The organism is Amycolatopsis sp. WQ 127309, assembly GCF_023023025.1.
Lineage (GTDB): Bacteria > Actinomycetota > Actinomycetes > Mycobacteriales > Pseudonocardiaceae > Amycolatopsis.
The window spans coordinates 5648252-5668318 of record NZ_CP095481.1; the positions used below are offsets into that span (position 1 = coordinate 5648252).

14 protein-coding genes are annotated in these 20067 nt (G+C 73.2%); 13 read left to right on the forward strand and 1 reads right to left on the reverse strand.

Annotated elements, in window-relative coordinates:
- Window positions 1-8 precede the first annotated feature (8 nt).
- From MUY22_RS26685 to MUY22_RS26745, 13 genes are all read left to right on the forward strand, one after another.
- On the forward strand, window positions 9-2120 hold the full coding sequence (locus MUY22_RS26685) for a S9 family peptidase (RefSeq protein WP_247049086.1): 2112 nt from the start codon (window positions 9-11) through the stop codon (window positions 2118-2120).
- On the forward strand, window positions 2117-3067 hold the full coding sequence (locus MUY22_RS26690) for an LLM class F420-dependent oxidoreductase (protein ID WP_247049087.1): 951 nt from the start codon (window positions 2117-2119) through the stop codon (window positions 3065-3067). Before MUY22_RS26685 ends, MUY22_RS26690 begins: the two co-directional genes overlap by 4 nt.
- A gap of 62 nt (window positions 3068-3129) precedes the next feature.
- Window positions 3130-3510 (forward strand): hypothetical protein, encoded by a 381-nt coding sequence (locus tag MUY22_RS26695; RefSeq protein ID WP_247049088.1) that lies wholly within the window; start codon window positions 3130-3132, stop codon window positions 3508-3510.
- Between the two features lie 187 nt (window positions 3511-3697).
- A complete protein-coding gene (locus MUY22_RS26700; RefSeq protein WP_247049089.1) occupies window positions 3698-5143 on the forward strand; it encodes an aminotransferase class V-fold PLP-dependent enzyme in 1446 nt (481 codons plus the stop codon).
- Window positions 5140-6426 carry a lysine N(6)-hydroxylase/L-ornithine N(5)-oxygenase family protein gene (locus tag MUY22_RS26705; protein ID WP_247049090.1) on the forward strand — a complete coding sequence of 429 codons (1287 nt, stop codon included), beginning with the start codon at window positions 5140-5142 and terminating at the stop codon, window positions 6424-6426. The genes MUY22_RS26700 and MUY22_RS26705 overlap by 4 nt, the downstream gene beginning before the upstream one ends.
- Before the next feature lie 53 nt (window positions 6427-6479).
- Window positions 6480-8162: an IucA/IucC family siderophore biosynthesis protein gene (locus MUY22_RS26710; protein ID WP_247064140.1), complete on the forward strand. Its 1683-nt coding sequence runs from the start codon at window positions 6480-6482 to the stop codon at window positions 8160-8162.
- Window positions 8159-9472, forward strand: a complete 1314-nt coding sequence (locus tag MUY22_RS26715) for a glutamine synthetase (RefSeq protein WP_247064142.1) — start codon at window positions 8159-8161, stop codon at window positions 9470-9472. The genes MUY22_RS26710 and MUY22_RS26715 overlap by 4 nt, the downstream gene beginning before the upstream one ends.
- A 64-nt stretch (window positions 9473-9536) precedes the next feature.
- Window positions 9537-10949: a Si-specific NAD(P)(+) transhydrogenase gene (gene sthA / locus MUY22_RS26720; protein ID WP_247049091.1), complete on the forward strand. Its 1413-nt coding sequence runs from the start codon at window positions 9537-9539 to the stop codon at window positions 10947-10949.
- Between the two features lie 59 nt (window positions 10950-11008).
- Window positions 11009-12937, forward strand: a complete 1929-nt coding sequence (locus MUY22_RS26725; RefSeq protein WP_247049092.1) for an intein-containing Rv2578c family radical SAM protein — start codon at window positions 11009-11011, stop codon at window positions 12935-12937.
- A 340-nt stretch (window positions 12938-13277) separates the two neighbouring features.
- Complete coding sequence (merB, locus tag MUY22_RS26730; RefSeq protein ID WP_247049093.1) at window positions 13278-13880, forward strand: organomercurial lyase; 603 nt, start codon at window positions 13278-13280, stop codon at window positions 13878-13880.
- Between the two features lie 105 nt (window positions 13881-13985).
- Window positions 13986-15764 carry an aspartate--tRNA ligase gene (aspS, locus tag MUY22_RS26735; RefSeq protein WP_247049094.1) on the forward strand — a complete coding sequence of 593 codons (1779 nt, stop codon included), beginning with the start codon at window positions 13986-13988 and terminating at the stop codon, window positions 15762-15764.
- 353 nt (window positions 15765-16117) lie between these two features.
- Complete coding sequence (locus tag MUY22_RS26740; RefSeq protein ID WP_247049095.1) at window positions 16118-17302, forward strand: phosphotransferase; 1185 nt, start codon at window positions 16118-16120, stop codon at window positions 17300-17302.
- A gap of 1139 nt (window positions 17303-18441) precedes the next feature.
- Complete coding sequence (locus tag MUY22_RS26745) at window positions 18442-19308, forward strand: SGNH/GDSL hydrolase family protein (protein ID WP_247049096.1); 867 nt, start codon at window positions 18442-18444, stop codon at window positions 19306-19308.
- On the opposite strand, the gene MUY22_RS26750 is transcribed toward MUY22_RS26745, so the two are convergent.
- Window positions 19280-20008, reverse strand: coding sequence for a metallophosphoesterase (locus MUY22_RS26750; RefSeq protein ID WP_247049097.1), 729 nt, complete (start codon window positions 20006-20008; stop codon window positions 19280-19282). The genes MUY22_RS26745 and MUY22_RS26750 overlap by 29 nt on opposite strands.
- Between the last annotated feature and the right edge of the window lie 59 nt (window positions 20009-20067).

Genomic DNA, 20067 nt, shown 5'->3' on the forward strand with positions numbered 1-20067 from the left:
GTGCGGGCGTGACCGATGTCGACGATCTCCCGTTCCTCCGCAAACAGGCCCGTACCCAGCGCTTCACCCTCGGCGCGCCGAAGGCGTTCCGGGTCGCCCCGGACGGTTCGCGCGTGCTGTTCCTGCGGTCGGAGTCGGGTACCGACCCGCGGCACAGCCTCTGGTCGGCCGACCTCGCGACCGGCGCCGAGACGAAGGTCGTCGACGCCGCCGAGCTGCTGCCCGGCGAGGAGGAGCTGCCGGCCGAGGAGCGGGCGCGGCGTGAACGGGCCCGCGAGACCGGCGGCGGGGTCGTCCACTACGGCGTCGACGCGGGCTTCACGGTCGCGGCCTTCACACTCTCGGGCAAGCTCTACACCCTGGATCTCGCGTCCGGCGAGGTGACGCTGCGGGTCGACGGCGCGGTCATCGACCCGCGGCCGAGCCCGACGGGCACGCACGTCGCGTACGTGCAGGACCGCCGGCTGCACGTCATGGAGCTGGCCACCGGCGACGACCGGGTGCTGGCCGGCGAGGACGACGAAGACGTCTCGTGGGGTCTCGCCGAGTTCATCGCCGCCGAGGAGATGGACCGCACCCGCGGCTACTGGTGGGCCCCGGACGGCGCCGCGCTGCTGGCCGAGCGCGCCGACCGCGGCCCGGTGCCGCGCTGGACCATCGCCGACCCGGCCAACCCGCAGCACCCGGCCAACGTCGTCGCCTACCCGGCCGCGGGCACCACGAACGCCCTGGTCACGCTGGCTGTCCTCGGCTTGGACGGCTCGCGCGTCGACGTCGCGCCGGGGGAGTGGGAGTACCTCGCCTCGGTGCACTGGTCGGCGGGCGGCGCGCCGCTGCTGGCCGTCGAACCGCGCGACCAGACGCGGCTGGACGTGCTCGCCCTCGACGTCACCGACGGCTCGACGTCGGTCGTGCACACCGCCACCGACCAGCACTGGATCGACATCGTCGGCGGCGTCCCGGCGTGGACGCCGGACGGGCGCCTGGTCACCGAGCGGATGGTCGACGGCGACCACCGGCTCTACGTCGGCGACGACGCCGTCACCCCGGCCGGCCTGCAGCTGCGCGCGGTCCTCGACGTCGGCGACGAGCTGCTCTTCAGCGCGTCCGACGAGGACTCGACGCAGATCCACGTCTACCGCACCGAAGGCGGTTCGATCCACCGGGTGTCCACTGTGGACGGCGTGCACCACGGTGCCGGATCCGTCGCGGTGACCGTGCTGTCGTCGTGGAGCCTGGAGCACAGCGGCCCGCGCGTCTCGGTGCTGCGCGACGGCGCCGAGGCCGTGGCGATCGCGTCGTCCACTGTGGACCCGGACATCGTGCCGAACCTGACCTGGCTGACGCTGGGGGAGCGCGGCCTGCGCGCCGCCCTGCTGCTGCCGCGCGGGTACGAGCCCAGCGAGGGCAAGCTGCCGGTGCTGCTCGACCCGTACGGCGGCCCGCACGCCCAGCGCGTGCTGCAGAGCCGCAACGCGTTCCTGACGTCGCAGTGGCTGGCCGACCAGGGGTTCGCGGTGCTCGTCGCCGACGGCCGCGGCACGCCCGGGCGCGGCGCGGTGTGGGAGCGCGAGATCCACGGCCGCCTCGCCGACGTCACCCTGCAGGACCAGGTCGACGCGCTGCAGGCGGCGGCCGCGCGGTTCCCCGAGCTGGACGTCGAGCGCGTCGCCATCCGCGGCTGGTCCTACGGCGGGTACCTGTCCGCGCTGGCCGTGCTGCGCCGCCCGGACGTCTTCCACGCGGCGGTCGCGGGCGCGCCCGTCACGGACTGGTCGTTGTACGACACGCACTACACCGAGCGCTACCTCGGGCAGCCGCAGGACGAGGTGGCGAGCTACGCGCACAACTCGCTGATCGAGAGCGCCGGCGAGCTGAGCCGCGCGCTGCTGATCGTGCACGGGCTGGCCGACGACAACGTGTTCGTCGCCCACTCGCTGCGGCTGTCGTCGGCGCTGCTGGCGAAGGGCCGCTCGCACGTGTTCCTGCCGCTGGCCGGGGCCACCCACATGACGCCGCAGGCCGAAGAGGTCGCGGAGAACCTGATGCGCTCCCAGGTGGACTGGATCCTGCGTGAGCTGTCCGTCGTGGACAAATCCGTCGAGAAGGAGACCGCATGAGCCGCTGGGGCCTCACGATTCCGCTGACCGGGGTGCCGTTGACGGCGCACCGCGAGCTGGTCGAGCAGCTGCCGGACCTGGGTTACACCGACGCGTGGACGGCGGAGACGGCGGGCACGGACGCGTTCACGCCGCTCGTGCTCGCGTCGCAATGGGCGCCGCAGCTGCGGCTCGGCACCGCGATCGTGCCGGTGTACACGCGTGGTCCGGGTCTGCTGGCGATGCAGGCGGCGACCGTGGCCGAGCTGGCGCCGGGCCGGTTCGTGCTCGGCATCGGCGCGTCGTCGCCGGTGATCGTCTCGAACTGGAACGCGGCGCCGTTCGAAGCGCCGTTCGCGCGGTCGCGGGACACGCTGCGGTTCCTGCGGTCGGCGCTGACGGGGGAGAAGGTCAGCGAGAAGTACGAGACGTTCGCCGTCTCGAAGTTCCGCCTGGAGCGCCCGGCCGACCCGCCGCCGTCGATCATGCTGGCCGCGTTGCGCCCGGGCATGCTCAAGCTCGCCGCGCGCGAGGCCGACGGCGCGATCACGAACTGGCTGGCGCCGACGGACGTGCCGAAGGTGCGCTCGGTCGTCGGCCCGGACGTCGAGCTGGCGGCCCGGATCTTCGTCTGCCCCACCGAGGACGCCGCCGCGGCGCGGGGCCTCGGCCGGATGCTGATCTCGAGCTACCTCACGGTCCCGGTGTACGCGGCGTTCCACGAGTGGCTCGGCCGCGGCGAGGCCCTCGCCCCGATGCACGAGGCCTGGGCGGCGGGCGACCGCCAGAAGGCCAACCAGGTCATCCCGGACGCGGTGGTGGACGACCTGATCGTCCACGGCAGCCTCGACTCGTGCCGGGAGCAGATCCAGTCCTATGTGGACAACGGCCTGACGACGCCGATCATCGCCCTGCTCCCCACGGGCGGCGACCCGTTCGAGCAGGTCCGGGCCCTGGCCCCGCGCTGACCCTTCGCCGGCCACGGGAAACCCGGTTGCCGCGCGGCGGTGACCGGGTGTTCCCTGGGCGGATGCGAAGGAAGACGCCGCAGGAGAAGAAGCGGCTCAGCTACCTGAAGGACCGGCGCGACGACTACGGCGAGAACGCCAAGTCCTCGCGCAAGAACCTGCCGCGCAGCAAGGCTTTCGCGCGCCGGTCCAACCGCGCGCACGAAAGCCTCACCCTGCGCGCGGCGACGGGCAACCCCGACGACGTCCGCGCGGAGGCGGCGGAACAACGGCTGCTTTCCCGGCGTCGCCGGGTGAAGCGCAAGTGGGGTGACACCGCGCTCGCCGACTACCTCGACTGGAAGCTCGACCGCCGCGCCGGCCGGGAAGACGGCCGGGCGACCCGCCTGATCGAGGCCCGGGACCGCGTCCGCCGGCGCCTCGGCCGGCCCGATCGGGACTAGCCGGGCGATCCGCGCTCGCAGCCCGTCGTCACCGCCGATCACCTTCGGGGCCGAACCTACTCCCGATGGCCGACGCGTTCCCGCCGCTCGGTCGCGCATGCTGGAACGGGGCCGGGTGACAGACAGCCCTCGGTCGCCGTACTGTTGCTCAGCGTAGGCAAGGCAACCCTAAGGAAGGCGGGGGTACATGCGGGCAGACGGGCTGGCCGGGGGCGAAGGCGGCGCGGACCGGCTCGGGGAGCTGATCCCGGCGGCACTGCGCGGCATGGCGGCCGGGGTCGCCGAACGCGGCGGGCCGGTGCCGGCCGGTGGACCCGCCGCGGTGGCCGCGGCGCTCGCCGGTGAGGGGGGCGCGCTGCCACGTCACGGCGTCGGCGCCGAAGCCGCGCTGGAGGAGCTCAGCCGGCTGCTCGCGGCGGGCTCGGCCGATCCCGCCGACCCGGCCTGCGCGGCCCACCTGCACTGCCCGCCGCTCGCGGTGTCCGTCGCCGCCGACGTCGTGGCGAGCGCGCTCAACCCGTCGATGGACTCGTGGGACCAGGCGCCGGTGGCCAGCGAGCTGGAGCGCGAGTTCACCATCGGCATCGCCCGCCTCTGCTACCCGGACGCCGCCGCGCCGGACGCCGTCGTGACCACCGGCGGCACCGAATCCAACCTGCTCGGGCTGCTGCTGGCCCGCGAGCGGGACGCGCACGTCCGGCCCGTCTGCGGCGTCAACGCCCACCACAGCGTGGCCCGCGCGGCCTGGCTGCTCGGCCTGCCCGCGCCGGTCGTCGTAGCGTGCGAGGGCGATCGCCTGCTGCCGGCCGCGCTCGCCGAAACCCTCCGCGACCTGGGCACGCCCGCCGTCGTCGTCGCGACCGCCGGCACCACCAACACCGGCACGATCGACCCGCTGCCCGAGATCGCCGGGATCTGCCGCCAGGCGGGCGCCCGGCTGCACGTCGACGCCGCGTACGGCGGGATGGCGCTGTGCAGCACCGCGCTCCGGACGCGGCTCGCCGGGCTGGAGCAGGCCGACTCCGTCGCGCTCGACCTGCACAAGTTCGGCTGGCAGCCGGTCGCGGCCGGGCTCTTCGCCGCCCGCGAGGCCGCCGATCTCGGCGCGCTGACCGTGCGGGCCGAGTACCTCAACGCCGACGACGACACCGAGGCCGGCCTGCCGGACCTGCTCGGCCGCTCGATCCGGACGTCCCGGCGGCCGGACGCGTTCCGGATGGCCGTCACCGTGCGTGCCCTCGGTACCGACGGCCTCGGCGCGCTCGTCGAGCACTGCTGCGACACCGCCGGGGAGGTCGCGGCCGTCGTCGACGCCCACCCCGGCCTGCGCCTCTGGGGCGCGCCGGAGCTGTCCACCGTCGTCCTGCGCCCGGTCGTCGCCGAGAACCTCGCGGACGCCGAAGCCGACGAACTCGTCGCCCGGGTGCGCCGCGCGCTGCTGGAGGCGGGCACCGCCGTGATCGGCCGGGCCGCGCTGCCGACCGGCCCCGGCGGCGCGCCGCAGCTGTGGCTCAAGCTGACGCTGCTGCACCCCGGCACCACCGTCGAGGACTACCGCCCGCTGCTGGACCGGATCGCCGCCACCGCGGGCGCCGAGCTCGTCGCGAACCGGGAAAGCCCGGTCGCTTCGTGAGGCGCCACCACCTGGCGGGCATCGGGATCGGGCCGTTCAACCTCTCGCTCGCGGCGCTCGCCGCCCCGGTCGACGGCCTGGACGCGGTGTTCTTCGACGCCCGCCCGGAGTTCCGGTGGCACCCGGGCCTGCTGGTCGAGGGCGCGAGCCTGCAGGTGCCGTTCCTCGCCGACCTGGTGACGCTGGTCGACCCGACGAACCCGTTGTCGTTCCTCAACTACCTGCGCGACCGCGGCCGGCTGCTGCCGTTCTACTTCGCCGAGCGGTTCCATCTGCCGCGCGCCGAATACGACGACTACGGCCGCTGGGCCGCGGCGCGGCTGCCGTCGTGCCGGTTCGGCCACGAGGTCACCGGCGTCCGCTGGAACGAAGCCGAAGCGGCGTTCGAGCTGACGGTCGCCGGCGCCGAACCGGTGCTGGCCGACGCCGTCGTGCTCGGCGTCGGGTCGGTGCCGTCGGTGCCGGAACCGTTGCGGGACCTGGTGTCGGACCCGGACACGCTCGCCCTGCACTCCGCGGACTACCTCACCCACCGGGCCGCGCTGGTGGCCGCCGAGAGCGTCACGGTCGTCGGGTCCGGGCAGTCGGGGGCCGAGGTCGTCCTCGACCTGCTGCGCGCACGGTCCACTGTGGACGGACTCCGCTGGCTTGCCCGCACCCCGGCGTTCGCGCCGATGGAGTACTCGAAACTGGGGCTGGAGCAGTTCACCCCGGACTACACCGCCTACTTCCACGGCCTGCCGAGCGCGGTCCGCGACCGCCTGCTGCCCACGCAGTGGCAGCTGTACAAGGGGATCGACGCCGAGACGATCGCCGCGATCCACGACGAGCTCTACCGCCGCAGCATCGGCGGCGGCTGGCCCGCCGCGGTGCTGAGCCCGGGCGTCGAGGTCGTCTCGGCGTCCATTGTGGATGGACAAGTCGACTTGGGCCTGCGGCACGCGCAGCAGGGCCGCAACGGGACCGTGCGCACCGCCGCCGTCGTCGCGGCCACCGGTTACACCGAAACGCCGACCGGGCCGCTGCTGGCCGGGCTCGGCGACGCCGTGCACCGCGACGACCGGGGCCGGCTGGTGGTCGGCGCCGACCACCGCGTCGCCCTCGACGTGCCGGGGCCGCTGTTCGTGCAGAACGCCGAACGGCACACGCACGGGCCGGGCGCCCCCGACCTCGGCCTGGGGGCCTGGCGGGCGGCCGTGATCCTCAACGCCGTGTGCGGCAAGACCGTGCACGAGCTGCCCGACCGCACCGCCTTCACCACGTTCGGCCTGGAGGACAAGTGAGATTCAGCGAGGTCGACGCCTGGCACGCGGCCGGTGCCCTGATCACGCACAAGATGCTCGGCGAGCTGTCGTACGAGCACATGCTGGAACCGGTCGCGGACGGAGACGCCTACCGCCTCGAACTGCCGGACGGCGTCGTCTACACGTTCCGGGCCCGGCGCGGCGCCTTCGACGCGTGGACGGTGGGTCCGGGCAGCGCGCACCGGTCCGGCGAGCCGGCCACCGACCCGCGCACGCTCGTCGTGGACGCCCGGAAGACGTTGGGACTCAGCGGGTTGCGCTTGGCCGACGTCCTGGCCGAGCTGACCGCGACGGTCGCCAACGAGGCCGCCCGCCTGTGCCGTGCGCCGACCGCGGCCAATCTGTCCACAATGGACTACAACGTCGCCGACGGGCACCTGACCGGACACCCGCGGCTGGTGCTCAACAAGGGCCGCGTCGGCTTCTCGGCGCTCGACCGGGCTCGCTACGCGCCGGAGGCCGGGGCCGACGTCCGGCTGCGCTGGTTCGCCGTCCACCCCGAGCACGCCGAGTTCCGCTGCGTCGACGAGCTGAGCCGGGACGCCTTGCTGGCCGCCGAACTCGGCGACCTGCGCGCGGAGTTCGCCGGGCGGGCGCCCGAGGACTACGTGTGGGTGCCGGTGCACCCGTGGCAGGCTGACGAAATCCTCGGCACGCTCTACGCCGCCGAGCTCGCCACCGGTGTCATGATCGACCTCGGCGAGAGCGCCGACGGCTACCGCGCGCACCAGACGGTCCGGACGCTCGCGAACGTCAGCACGCCCGGCCGGCACGACGTCAAGACCGCGGTGTCGGTGCGCAACACGCTCGTCTACCGGGGGCTCAACTCCGCGGCCACGCTCGCCGGGCCGTCGGTGACGTCGTGGCTGCGCCGGGTCAGCGCCGGTGATCCGTTGCTGGCCGAGAAGTACCGCTTCGGGCTGCTCGGCGAGGTCGCGAGCGTGTCGGTGAAGCACCCGCTGTTCGGGCACCTGGAGGAGCTGCCGTACCGGTTCCACGAGACCCTGGGCGCGTTGTGGCGGGAACCCCTCACCGCGCACCTGGCGGACGGGGAGCGCGCGATCTCGTTCGCCGCACTGCCTTATCGCGGGCCCGACGGCGTCTCGGTGCTCGCCCACCTGATCGGCGACGGCGACCCGGCGGCGTGGCTGACGCGGCTGTTCGACCTGACGCTCACGCCGTTGCTGCAGTGGCTGCTGCGCCACGGCGTCGGGTTCTGCCCGCACGGCCAGAACCTGATCCTCGTCGCCGACGCCGCCGGTGTGCCGCAGCGGGTGCTGATCAAGGACTTCGCCCAGGGCGTCGACCTGCTCGACGAACAGCTCGAAAGCTACGAAAGCCTCCCGCCCGAGGCGGCCGCCGACATGCTGCGCTGGCCCGCGCACCTGCTCGCGCAGTCGCTGTTCAGCTCGGTGTTCTCCGGGCAGTTCCGGTTCTGGGCCGAGGTTCTCCTCGACGAGCTGGGCCTGCCGCGGGCGAGGTTCTGGGCGCCGGTGCGCGAGATCGTCGGCCGCTACCGCGACGAGAACCCGGACGTCGCCGCGCGGTTCGACGCGTGCCGGCTGTTCGCGCCGGACGTCGAGCGCGTCACGCTCAACCGCGAGCACTTCGCCGGGCAGGGCTTCGACAAGGTGGAGCGCGACGACGAGTTCGACGTCCGCTTCGGCCGGGTGCCGAACCCGCTGCACCGCGCGGATCCCGGCGGCGCGTGGTGACGCCGTTCGCGCGCCCGGCCGGCCCGCGGTCGCTGGCCGCCCGGCGCGCGGCGGCCGTGACCGGGGAAGGTGTGCTGCGCGGCGTACTCGCCGAGGACGGCGCGCGGCTGCTCCTGCTGGTGCCCGACCCGCACGCCCGCTTCGCCGCCGTCGAGCTGGCCGCGCCGTTCGCCGCCGACGTCCTCACCGACGGCTACGGCGTCTGCAGCTACGTCTTCGCGTGGACGCCCGAGCGCGCGGCGCTGCCGGAGTCCGGCGCGCTCGGTGGCTACCTGGAAGGCTACGGCGACCTGCGGATGCGGCCGGACGCGGCGAGCGCGATCCCGCTCGGCGACCGGACGTGGGCGGTGGTGTGCGACGCCGAGTGGCCGTCCGGGCCGGCCGCGGAGCTGGCCCCGCGCGAGGTGCTGCGCGGACAGCTCGAAGCGCTCGAAGGGCTCGGGCTGGTGCCGTCGGTCGGCATCGAGCACGAGGTGGTGTTCCGCGACGCGGCCGGCGCGCCGCTCACCGCGCACGGCGTCGACTACGCGGTCGGCGGCACCGAACGCCTGGCGCCGCTGCTGCGCGACCTGCGGGTGGCGCTCGACGAGGCCGGGCTGGGCGTCGAGTCGGCGCGCGCGGAGTGCCACCCGGGCCAGTACGAGATCGTGCTGCGCCACCGCGACGCCCTCGCCGCCTGCGACGACGTCCTGCTGCAGCAGCTGATCGTCCGCCGGGTCGCGGCGCGCCACGGCGTCACCGCCGACTACCTCGCGGCGCCCGCGCCCGGCCAGGGCAACTCGGGGCACGTCCACCTGTCACTGTCCGCCGTGGACGGTTCCGGGCCGGACCTGCTGGGCGGGTTCCTGGCGGGCGTGCTGCGGGACGCGCGGGCGCTGACGGCCGTGTGGGCGCCGACGTGGAACGGCTACGTCCGGCTGCGGACGGCGCCGTTCTCCCCGCGCGAGATCCGCTGGGGCCACGACGACCGGACGTCATCGGTCCGCGTGGCCGGGCCCGCGGCGAACCGCCGCCTCGAGTTCCGCTTCCCGGGCGCCGACGCCCAGCCCCACCTGGTCGTCGCGGCCCTGCTGGCGGCCGGGCGGTTCGGGCTGGAGGAGGGCCTGACGCCGCCGCCGGCCGGGACGACCGCGGCCGAGCTGGCGACGTCGCCGTGGGAGGCGCTGGCGCTGATCTCGGACGGCCGGGCCGGCAAGCTGCTCGGCGTGGACGTCGCGGCGCAGCTGACGGCGTTGCTCACGGAGGAGATCGAGTCCGGTCTGGACGCGGTGACCGACTGGCAGCGGCGCCGGGGAGCCCTCCGGGCCTGACCGTGCGCCCCTCTTCACCCGCTGGGGGTTGCGCGGCGGGCTCCGGGTGCGCAGGCTCGACACCGTGAGCGAGCACGAGTACGACCTCATCGTCATCGGTTCGGGCCCGGGTGGGCAGAAGGCCGCCATCGCGGCCGCGAAACTGGGCAAGAAGGTGGCGGTCGTCGACCGGCACGACATGGTCGGCGGGGTGTGCGTCAACACCGGCACGATCCCGTCCAAGACCCTGCGCGAAGCGGTGCTCTACCTGACCGGCATGAACCAGCGCGAGCTGTACGGCGCCAGCTACCGGGTCAAGCAGGACATCACCATCGCCGACCTGCTGGCGCGCACCCACCACGTGGTCGGGCGCGAGGTCCAGGTGGTGCGCGCCCAGCTGATGCGCAACCACGTCGACCTGGTCGCCGGCCTCGGCTCGTTCGCCGACCCGCACACCGTGGTCGTCGACGGCAAGCACGCCGGGGACCGCCGGACGCTGACCGGGGACTACGTCGTGATCGCCACCGGCACCCGGCCCGCGCGGCCCGGGCACGTCGACTTCGACGCCGCCCGCGTGCTGGACTCCGACGAGATCCTGCGGCTCGAACAGATCCCGTCGTCGCTCGTCGTGGTCGGCGCGGGCGTGATCGGCATCGAGTACGCGTCGATGTTCGCCGCGCTCGGCTCGCGCGTCACCGTGGTCGAGCAGCGCGACCAGATGCTCGACTTCTGCGACCCCGAGATCGTGGAGTCGCTGAAGTTCCAGCTGCGCGACCTCGGCGTCACGTTCCGGTTCGGCGAGAAGGTCGCCGACGTCGCGGTGTCCGACGACGCGACGATCACCACCCTGGTCAGCGGCAAGCGCATCCCGGCCGACGGCGTGATGTACTCCGCCGGCCGCCAGGGCATGACCGGCTCGCTCGCGCTGGAGGCGGCCGGGCTGGCCGCGGACGAGCGCGGCCGGCTCGTCGTCGACGAGCACTACCGCACCGAGGTCCCGCACATCTACGCCGTCGGCGACGTGATCGGCTTCCCGGCGCTCGCGGCGACGTCGATGGACCAGGGCCGGCTCGCGGCCTACCACGCGTTCGGCGAGCCGGCGAACGGCCTCGGCGCGCTGCAGCCGATCGGCATCTACACGATCCCGGAGATCTCGTACGTCGGGGCGACTGAGGCCCAGCTGACGTCGTCGTCGGTGCCCTACGAGGTCGGCATCGCCCGCTACCGCGAGCTCGCGCGCGGCCAGATCACCGGCGACAGCTACGGCATGCTGAAGCTGCTGGTGTCCACGAAGGACCGGAAGCTGCTGGGCGTGCACGTGTTCGGCACGGGCGCGACCGACCTGGTCCACATCGGACAGGCGGTGATGGGCTGCGGCGGCACGGTCGACTACCTCGTCGACGCGGTGTTCAACTACCCGACGCTCTCGGAGGCCTACAAGGTGGCCGCGCTGGACGCCACCAACAAGATCCGCGCCCTGGACCGGTTCACCTCCTGACGCCCCATCCGCACCACCCGTCCCACCCGCCGCGAACGCGTTTGACACCCCAATAGAACATGTGTTCGACTGCCGGGGTGCGATGGGATCGGCAGCGAGCAGGGGAGGGTGAGCCGGCACTGCCCGGGCTGGAAGGCCTGGTGCGTTCCGTGCGGTCACCGGAATTCGACGGCGTCACCTTTCACGAGGTGAACGCCCGCTCGGTGCTGAACAAGGTGCCTGCCGGCTCCGGGGTGCCGTTCAGCTGGACGGTCAACCCGTACCGCGGCTGCTCCCACGCCTGTACCTACTGCCTGGAGGGCGGCACCCGGATCCTGCTCGCCGACGGCCGGACGCGAGCGCTGTCGGAGCTGAAGGCCGGCGACGCGATCTACGGCACCCGCGGCCACGGCGCGGCCCGGCGGCTGGTGCCGACCACGGTGCTCGCGCACTGGACGACGGTGCGCGACGCCTACCGCGTCACCCTCGACGACGGCACGCGGCTCGTCGCGAGCGGCGATCACCGGTTCCTCACCTCGAAGGGCTGGAAGCACGTCACCGGCAGCAAGCTCGGCGCCGCCCAGCGGCCGCACCTGACCCCCGGGGCGGAGCTGATCGGCGTCGGCCGGTTCGCGCCGACGCCCGACGAGACGCTCGGCTACCGCGCCGGCTACCTGTGCGGGATGCTGCGCTCCGGCGGGTTCGGCGCGGAGGCGGACGCGGCCGCGCGGGCGCTGGAGTACCTGCCCGACTTCGGGGCGTCGGTCGGTTTCCTGAAGGTGCCCGCCGACCCGGACGCGCACTGGCGGCGCGGGTTCCTCGCCGGCGTCTTCGACCTCGCCGGCAGCCACGGCCGCGGGATGCTGTCCGTCGCGCACGACGAGCCGGAGATCGCCGACGCCTTCGCGGCCGCGCTCACCGCTTTCGGCTTCGCGCACCAGCTCGACGAAGTGCCGAAGTTCCCGACGCGCCAAGAGGTCCGGTTGCTCGGCGGCGCCGGCGAGGTCCTCCGGTTCCTGCACCTGAGCAACCCGGCGGTCGCCTGGAAACGCTCGCTCGACGGCTCGGTGATCGGCGCCAGCCGGCGGCGCGTCGAGGCGATCGAGCCGCTGGGCCTGCAGCTCCCGCTGTTCGACATCACCACCGGCACCGGCGACTTCATCGCCGACGGCATGGTGTCGCACAACTGCTTCGCCCGGAACACCCACACCTACCTGGACTTCGACGCCGGCCGCGACTTCGACACCCAGGTCGTCGTCAAGGTCAACGCCCCGCAGGTGCTGGCGGCGCAGCTGAACCGGCCGTCCTGGCGGCGCGAGCCCGTCGCGATGGGCACCAACACCGACCCGTACCAGCGCGCGGAGGGCCGTTACGGGCTGATGCCGGGCATCATCACGGCGCTGGCGCGGTCCGGCACGCCGTTGTCGGTGCTCACGAAGGGCACCGTGCTGGCCCGGGACCTGCCGCTGCTGCAGCGCGTCGCGGCGGACGTCCCGGTCGGCCTCGCCGTGTCGATCGCGCTGCTCGACCGCGAGCTGCAGCACCGTCTCGAACCCGGCACGCCGAGCCCGCAGGCGCGGCTGGAGCTCGTCCGCAAGGCCCGTGAGGCCGGGCTGCCGTGCTCGGTACTGGTGGCGCCGGTGCTGCCGTGGCTGACCGACTCCGCCGAGGCCCTCGACGCGCTGTTCGCGCGGCTGGCCGAGGTGGGCGCGTCGAGCGTCACGGTCATCCCGCTGCACCTGCGCCCGGGCGCCCGCGAGTGGTTCGGCCGCTGGCTGGCGGGCACGTACCCGGCGCTGGTCCCGCGCTACCGGGAGCTGTACGCGAAAGGCAGCTACGTGCAGAAGGCGTACCGCGAGCGGCTCGGCGAGCGGGTGGCGCCGCTGCTGCGACGGCACGGGCTGGCCCCGAAGACGGGGTACGAGGTACGGACACCGGAGCCGCCGGAGCCGCCGGTGCCGTCGCGGGGGGAGGACGTACCGCCCGCCGAACAGCTGCGGTTGCTGTGACGGCCTCGCGGTGCCCTGTCACGGCGGAGCGCGTCCGGTGCTCACTCAGCGGGACGGCTCCCGCTCGCTGGGCGATTCCGGCTACTCTGATGGCCCAGTGGGTCAGCGTCCGCACCGAGTCCTTTGACTGTCCTTTATGGACCACGATTGCGGTACGTGATCCTCCCACCGGGCGGCCGTGTGAGTGAGGCCGTCACCCCCGACAACCGTGACACTGCACCGTTCGCCGTAACCCGGCGGGTGGTGTCGGGTGCTTGCGGGAAAATGTCCGATCGTGTCGTTGTCGGGCGCCCTCACCGACGCCTAACGTCGAAGGGATCGATCCGAAAGGAGCCGGACGTTGACGACCTCGCAGACCGACCGTGTCGCGGCGGCCCGGCTCGCCTGGGCCGCGCTGAAGCTGACCCGGGCCGGCCGGCACCCGGTGGGCGTCGACCGGCTCGCCGGGACCGTCGGCGTCACCCCGGCCGAAGCGCGCCGGCTCGTCGAGCTGATCGGCTTCACCCTGCACCGCGACCTCGTCTCGACCGGACCCGCGCCGCGCGGGAGCCACCAGCGGCTCGAGCCCGCCGAAGGCACCCTCGGGGCAGGCCCGGACGGCTCCGTCGACATGTTCCTGCTGGCCCTGGCGACCAACGAGCGCGTGCACGCCGTCGCGACCTGCCCGGTCACCGGCACCCGCATCCGGATCGAGCTCACCCCGTGGGGGATCCTGCAGGCCGACCCGGCCTCCGCCGTCGTCGCCGCGGTCGACCTCGGCTTCGACCTCGACCGCGTGGACGCCGTCGCCTGCGCCGGGCAGCCGTTCTTCGCATCGGCGTCGGCGGCCGCGAACTGGCTGGTCTCGCACCCCGGCGGGCGGATCTACCAGGTCGCCGCCTACCTCGCCCAGGCCCACCGGCTGGTGGCCGCGCTGGAGGCCCGCCCCAAGTTCGTGCTCTGACGCCGGGACCGCGGAGCAAGTCAAACCTGCCGACGTCGTAGGCTGGGTGGTTCGTTAGCCTTTCCAGGCAGCGAGAACCGCCCATGTCGAAGGAGAGCAGTCGCAGTGCTCCGCACTCACAACGCCGGCACCCTGCGTGCCGAGCAGGCCGGACAGACCGTCACCCTCACCGGATGGGTGGCCCGGCGGCGAGATCACGGCGGCGTCATCTTCATCGACCTCCGCGACGCCAGCGGTGTGGCCCAGGTCGTCTTCCGCGAGGGCGAGATGGCCGAGCGCGCCCACGCGCTGCGCTCGGAGTTCTGCGTCAAGATCGTCGGTGAGGTCGCGAAGCGCCCCGACGGCAACGCGAACGCCGAGATCCCGACCGGCGAGATCGAGGTCCTCGCGACCGAGCTCGAGGTGCTGTCCGAGGCCGCGCCGCTGCCGTTCCCGATCGACGACCGGGTCGACGTCGGCGAGGAGATCCGCCTCAAGCACCGCTACCTGGACCTGCGCCGCAGCGGCCCGGCCGCGGCGATGCGGCTGCGCAGCGAGGTCAGCCGCGCCGCCCGCGAGGTGCTGCACGAGCAGGACTTCGTCGAGATCGAGACGCCGACGATGACCCGCTCCACCCCGGAAGGCGCCCGCGACTTCGTGATCCCGGCCCGGCTCAAGCCCGGGTCCTGGTACGCCCTGCCGCAGTCGCCGCAGCTGTTCAAGCAGCTGCTCATGGTCGGCGGCATGGAGCGGTACTACCAGATCGCGCGCTGCTACCGGGACGAGGACTTCCGCGCCGACCGGCAGCCGGAGTTCACCCAGCTCGACATCGAGATGAGCTTCGTCGAGCAGGACGACGTCATCAAGGTCGGCGAGGACATCGTCACCGCGCTGTGGAAGCTGATCGGGCACGAGATCCCGCGGCCGATCCCGCGCATCACCTACCTCGAGTCGATGGCCAAGTACGGCTCGGACAAGCCGGACCTGCGCTTCGACCTCGAGATCACCGACATGACGGAGTTCTTCGCCGACACGCCGTTCCGCGTGTTCCAGGCGCCCTATGTCGGCGCGGTCGTGATGGCGGGCGGCGCTTCGCAGCCGCGTCGCCAGCTCGACGCGTGGCAGGAGTGGGCCAAGCAGCGCGGCGCGCGCGGCCTCGCGTACATCCTCGTCAACGAGGACGGCACGCTGGGCGGTCCGGTCGCCAAGAACCTGTCCGAGACCGAGCGCGAGAACGTCGCCGCCGCCGCGGGCGCGAAGGCCGGCGACTGCGTCTTCTTCGCCGCCGGCAAGGCCGCGAGCACGCAGCCGCTGCTCGGCGCCGCGCGTGACGAGATCGGCAAGCGCCTCGGCCTGATCGACGAGGACGCCTGGTCGTTCGTGTGGGTCGTCGACGCCCCGCTGTTCGCGCCGGTCGAGGACATCGGCGACGACGTCGCCGTCGGTTCCGGCAAGTGGACCGCCGTGCACCACGCGTTCACCTCGCCGACCCCGGAGTGGATCGACAAGTTCGAGCAGGACCCGGGCAACGCCCTGGCCTACGCCTACGACATCGTCTGCAACGGCAACGAGATCGGCGGTGGCTCGATCCGTATCCACCGCGGCGACGTGCAGAAGCGCGTCTTCTCGCTGATGGGCCTCGGCGAGGAAGAAGCGCAGGAGAAGTTCGGCTTCCTGCTCGACGCCTTCGCGTTCGGCCCGCCGCCGCACGGCGGCATCGCGTTCGGCTGGGACCGCATCGTCATGCTGCTGGCCAAGGCCGACTCGCTGCGTGACGTGATCGCGTTCCCGAAGACCGGCGGCGGCTACGACCCGCTGACCGCGGCGCCCGCGCCGATCACCGCGCAGCAGCGCAAGGAGGCCGGCATCGACGCGAAGCCGGCCGCCCCCGCCCCGCAGCACTGATCGCCGCCGGGCACCCGCGGGTCTCGCGGGTGCCCGGTGACGCTCGACGCCGTGTTCCGGATCGGCGTACCGTCGCTGGTCGTGCGGTGTTTGCCGGTCCGCTGACGACAACGTCGGCACCGGCGGCCGCGGGGGAGTGGGCACGTGTTCCCGAGCAGCGGGCCGGTACGGCGAGAGCGTTCTCGGAATCGTTGCAGCAGCGGCCATTGTGTTGATCCCGAGCGGAACTGGGCAACGTTCCCGGCAGGGGATGCGTCCGCGGTGTCGCGGGCGACTCGCATCCGGGCGGGATGCCCCTTGTTGTCCGGATGTCAGTAGTCATGGTTGCTCAGTCACGAGTAGGGTCGGTGACAATGACAGTCGACACCTCCTCCACCGGCGACGCTGGGGTCGGGGCAGGAGCCGAGCAGGACATCGCCGCCGCGGTCGCGGCGGGCGAGTCCGTTCTCTCGCGCCGGTTCGGCAGTGCGATCACGCTGGTTTCGCCCGAGGACCTCGCGGGCAGCGGACCGGCCACGGTCGTCCGCGCGAGAGTGGTGTCGTCGTCCTTCGCGCTGCCGCGCACGCTGGTCATCAAGCACTACCCGGATCGTCCGGCGCCGGGCGAGGAGGACTCGTTCGCCCAGGAGGCGGTCAGCTACCAGCTGTTCACGGCGCTGTCCCCGGACGATCGGATGTGCCCGGAACTGCTGGCCCACGACGGCCGCGACCGCGTGCTCGTGCTGGAGGACCTCGGTCGCACGGCGACCCTGGAGGACAAGCTCCACGCCCGCGACTCCCGCGCCGCCGAGCGCGCGCTGCTGTCCTGGGCCCGGTCGCTGGGCCGGCTGCACGCGAACACCGCCGGGCGCGAGGCCGACTTCAACGCCCTGCTGCGCCGGCTCGGCGGACCGGCGAAGTGCGACCACGACGACGTCGACGAGATCTGCGCGCGCGTCCCGTCGCTGATCCAGGACCGGCTGGGCACCCCGGTGCCGGAAGCGGTGCTCGACGCGGTCACGCACGCCGTCGAGCAGTCCCGGTCGACGGCCTTCCGCGCGTTCAGCCCGGTGGAGCTCAGCCCCGACAACAACCTGGTCACCGGCGAGGGGGTGCGGTTCCTCGACTTCGAGCACGGCCGGGTCCGGTCGGCACTGGTCGACGCCGCCAACCTGCGGCTGCCGTTCGCCAGCTGGCCGGACGCGCTGGCGCTGCCCGCCGGCATGAGCGAGGCGATGATCGCGGCGTGGCGCGCGGAGGTGGCGGGCGTGTGGCCCGCCTTCGCCGACGACGAGGCGCTGGCCGGCCACCTGACGTCGAGCGAGCTGCTGCGAGTCTGGCTGATCACGGGCGAGGAACTGGGCGCCCTGGACCTCTCCCGCCACGCGGCCCCGGTGAGCCGCGAGGCGGCCCTGGTGACGTGGTGGCGCGACCTGGCCAAGCACGCGGGCTACGTCCGCATGACGGCGGTCTCGGAGTTCTCGTCAAAGGTGGCGGCGGCCTTGGCGGCACGGCTGGGCCCGCACGCGGACCTGGCGTTCTACCCGGCCTTCCGCTGACGGTTCGTCCGGTTCTTTCGGACGGGCTGGCGCGGCGCAACGACCGCGATCCCGGTGGCGAGATCCCCCGGGCCGACCCCGCGTGTCGGGTCGCCTGGCCCGGCGTCCGACTTCGCACCTTGCTGACCCCGGCCAGACTTGCCCACGCCCGGCCGCGCCGGTCGGCGAACAGCCGGTTCTCCCGGCCGGCCACGCAGCTCGCCGAGCCCGGCGCGCTTTCCGGTTTCCGCGGCTCTGTCTCCACGCGAGGGATCAGTCGGGTCGGAACCCGGCCGCCAACTCGCGACCGGGATACCGCTCGCCAGCATCACGCAGGCCCGGCACCCAGCCGCCGCAAGCCGGCTCCGCCGTACCAGAAGTCACACGCGCCACACCGGTACCGGTCGGGAGTGTTCTGCCCCTCCTAAACACTCACGACCCCCAGCCGCAATGCCCCAGCGACCACGCCAGCCTCGGCAACCACAAACCGCAGCCGGGAACCGTCAGGTCACCAAAGCAGGTCCGCTCCAACCCGGCTAACCACTCACGGCAGGCCCCGCTTGTCCACAGCCCGGCCGTGATGTGGACAAGCCGGCCCGTGTACGGCTTCTCCCGGCCTTTTCGTCGGGCCCCGGCGATACGCTGGATGCGGGGTCGGCCCCCAGGGAGGGTGGGGCCCGGCCAAGTTGTCCTTCGAGCGGTCCCGGCGAGGACGAGCGCAGTCAACACGGCGCCCGGGGCAGCCAACACGGCGCCCGGGACAGCCAACACGGCGCCTGGAGCGACTACCGCAGCGACCTGGGCAATCACGGCAGCGGCCCCGGAACGGCCAACGCCGCGACCGGAGCGCCCACCAGGCCGGCAGGCGGCTTCGCCGACGGTCGCCGTGGGCCGTGTTGGCCACTTCGGGCGGTGTGTCGGCCATTTCGGGCGGTGTGTCGGCCGCTTCCGTCACCGTGATGGCCGCTCGCGGTGGCGTGCAGGCCGTTCCGGAAGGCGCGTGACGAACGCTTGTACCGACTGCACCGGAATCCCTGCAGGGGAGGGCGGAGGCGTCAGGCGCGGGACATTTCGGACATTCGTGAGCCGAGTGTCAAGAATTCGGCGTGGTGTCGCGGTCGCTTTACCTCGTCCTCACCGCAGGTGAGTCTCCGTGGCCGATGGTTTTGGGCGTGACCGTGACCAGCATCGAAGTCACTCCCTGTCCCGAACCCTCCAGGCCCGCGCTCAAAGCGGTCCCAAGCGTCCCGAGCGTCCCGGCGCTCAGGCGAGCGCGGCGGCTCGTCGTGCTCGGGGACTCGACCGCCGTCGGGCTGGGGGATCCCCTGCCTCGGCGTGGGGGGTGGCGTGGTGTCGGCCCGCTGGTCGCCGCGGCGCTCGGGGTCGGTTCCGATGGCTACCTCAATCCCTCCTTCACCGGCGCCCGGATGCGCTGTGTGCTCGGCGAGCAGGTGCCCGCCGCCGTGGCGCACCGGCCTGATGTGGCGCTCGTGGTCGCCGGGATGAACGACACCCTGCGGCCCGACTTCGACGCCGGTGCCATCGCCGCCGATCTCACCGAGGTCGTGCGGCGGCTCGGTGCGGTCGGTACCACCGTCATCCCCGTCCGGTTCCACGACCACAGCAAGGTGTTCCGCCTCCCGCCGGCCCTCAAGCGCGCCCTCAGCGCCCGCGTCGCCGAGCTGAACGCGGCCATCGACGTCGTCGTCGCCCGCGAAGGCGTGCCCTGCCTGGACCTCGACCGGCTGCCCGGCGCGTACGACCTGACGGCGTGGAGCGTCGACCGGCTGCACCCCTCCGAACTGGGGCACCGGATGCTCGCGGACGGCTTCACCGGGCTGCTCGCCGACGCCGGGTTCGACGTGCCGGAGCCGGTGAGCCTCACCTGCGGCGGTGGGGTCGAGCCGAGCACCACGGGACACGTGGGATGGCTGGTGCTGAAGGGGATTCCGTGGCTGTGGCGCCGCGGCCGCGAGTTCCTGCCCTACGCCGCGGTCATCATGTGGAACTCGGTCCGGACGCGCTGAACACCCGCAACGCCTCGGCGTCCGAAGCCGGGTTGCGGACGAAGAAGTCCGCCCACTGCTCGATGTCCGGATAAGCACAGTGCGAGACCAGGAACCGGCACGCCGCCTCGACGTCGTACCGCGTGCGCCGCAGTTCGACGCCGTCGCCGAGCAACGCCCAGTGTGCACCCCCGGTCCCGTAAGGCATTCCGACGCTGCCGGGGTTCACGATCAGCCGCCGGTCCGCCAGCCGCGTGAACGGCATGTGGGTGTGACCGAGCACCACCGTGGACGCAACCACGCCGTCCAGGACTTCTGCCCAGCGCTCCAACGAGCTGTCGACGAGCACGATCTCGGTGTCGTCGCGCGGGGTCGCGTGGCAGTACAGGACGCCGTCGAGCGTGACCGTCAGCGGGAGCGCGTCCAGGACCGGCAGATCGCCCGGACGCAGCTGCCGCGCCGCCCACGGGAAGATCGGGTCCGGCACGAACTTCCCGTCGCCGCGCGCGGACGCCGCCAGCTCGCGGTCGGCGTTGCCGCGCACCCACACCGCGCGCTCGCCCAGGGAAACCAGGCGCTCCAGGGTTTCGACCGGCATCGGCCCGGCGAGCATGTCGCCCAGCAGCACGATCCGGTCCGCCGCGACGACGTCCGGTTCGGCCAGCACCGCTTCCAGCGCCGGCAGGACGCCGTGGATGTCCGAGAGCACCGCTATCCGCATCCGCCCACCCTCGGGCACGGACGCGCCCCGGGCGAGTGGTTTCGCCCAGGGCGCAACCG

What these genes read in the sequence shown, in the direction of transcription:
- MUY22_RS26745 (WP_247049096.1), top strand. Translation starts at nt 18,442, where the DNA reads ATGGTTTTGGGCGTGACCGTGACCAGCATCGAAGTCACTCCCTGTCCC.
- MUY22_RS26710 (WP_247064140.1), top strand. Translation starts at nt 6,480, where the DNA reads ATGCTCGGCGAGCTGTCGTACGAGCACATGCTGGAACCGGTCGCGGAC.
- MUY22_RS26700 (WP_247049089.1), top strand. Translation starts at nt 3,698, where the DNA reads ATGCGGGCAGACGGGCTGGCCGGGGGCGAAGGCGGCGCGGACCGGCTC.
- MUY22_RS26690 (WP_247049087.1), top strand. Translation starts at nt 2,117, where the DNA reads ATGAGCCGCTGGGGCCTCACGATTCCGCTGACCGGGGTGCCGTTGACG.
- MUY22_RS26750 (WP_247049097.1), bottom strand. Translation starts at nt 20,008, where the DNA reads ATGCGGATAGCGGTGCTCTCGGACATCCACGGCGTCCTGCCGGCGCTG.
- MUY22_RS26695 (WP_247049088.1), top strand. Translation starts at nt 3,130, where the DNA reads ATGCGAAGGAAGACGCCGCAGGAGAAGAAGCGGCTCAGCTACCTGAAG.
- MUY22_RS26740 (WP_247049095.1), top strand. Translation starts at nt 16,118, where the DNA reads ATGACAGTCGACACCTCCTCCACCGGCGACGCTGGGGTCGGGGCAGGA.
- MUY22_RS26725 (WP_247049092.1), top strand. Translation starts at nt 11,009, where the DNA reads ATGTGTTCGACTGCCGGGGTGCGATGGGATCGGCAGCGAGCAGGGGAG.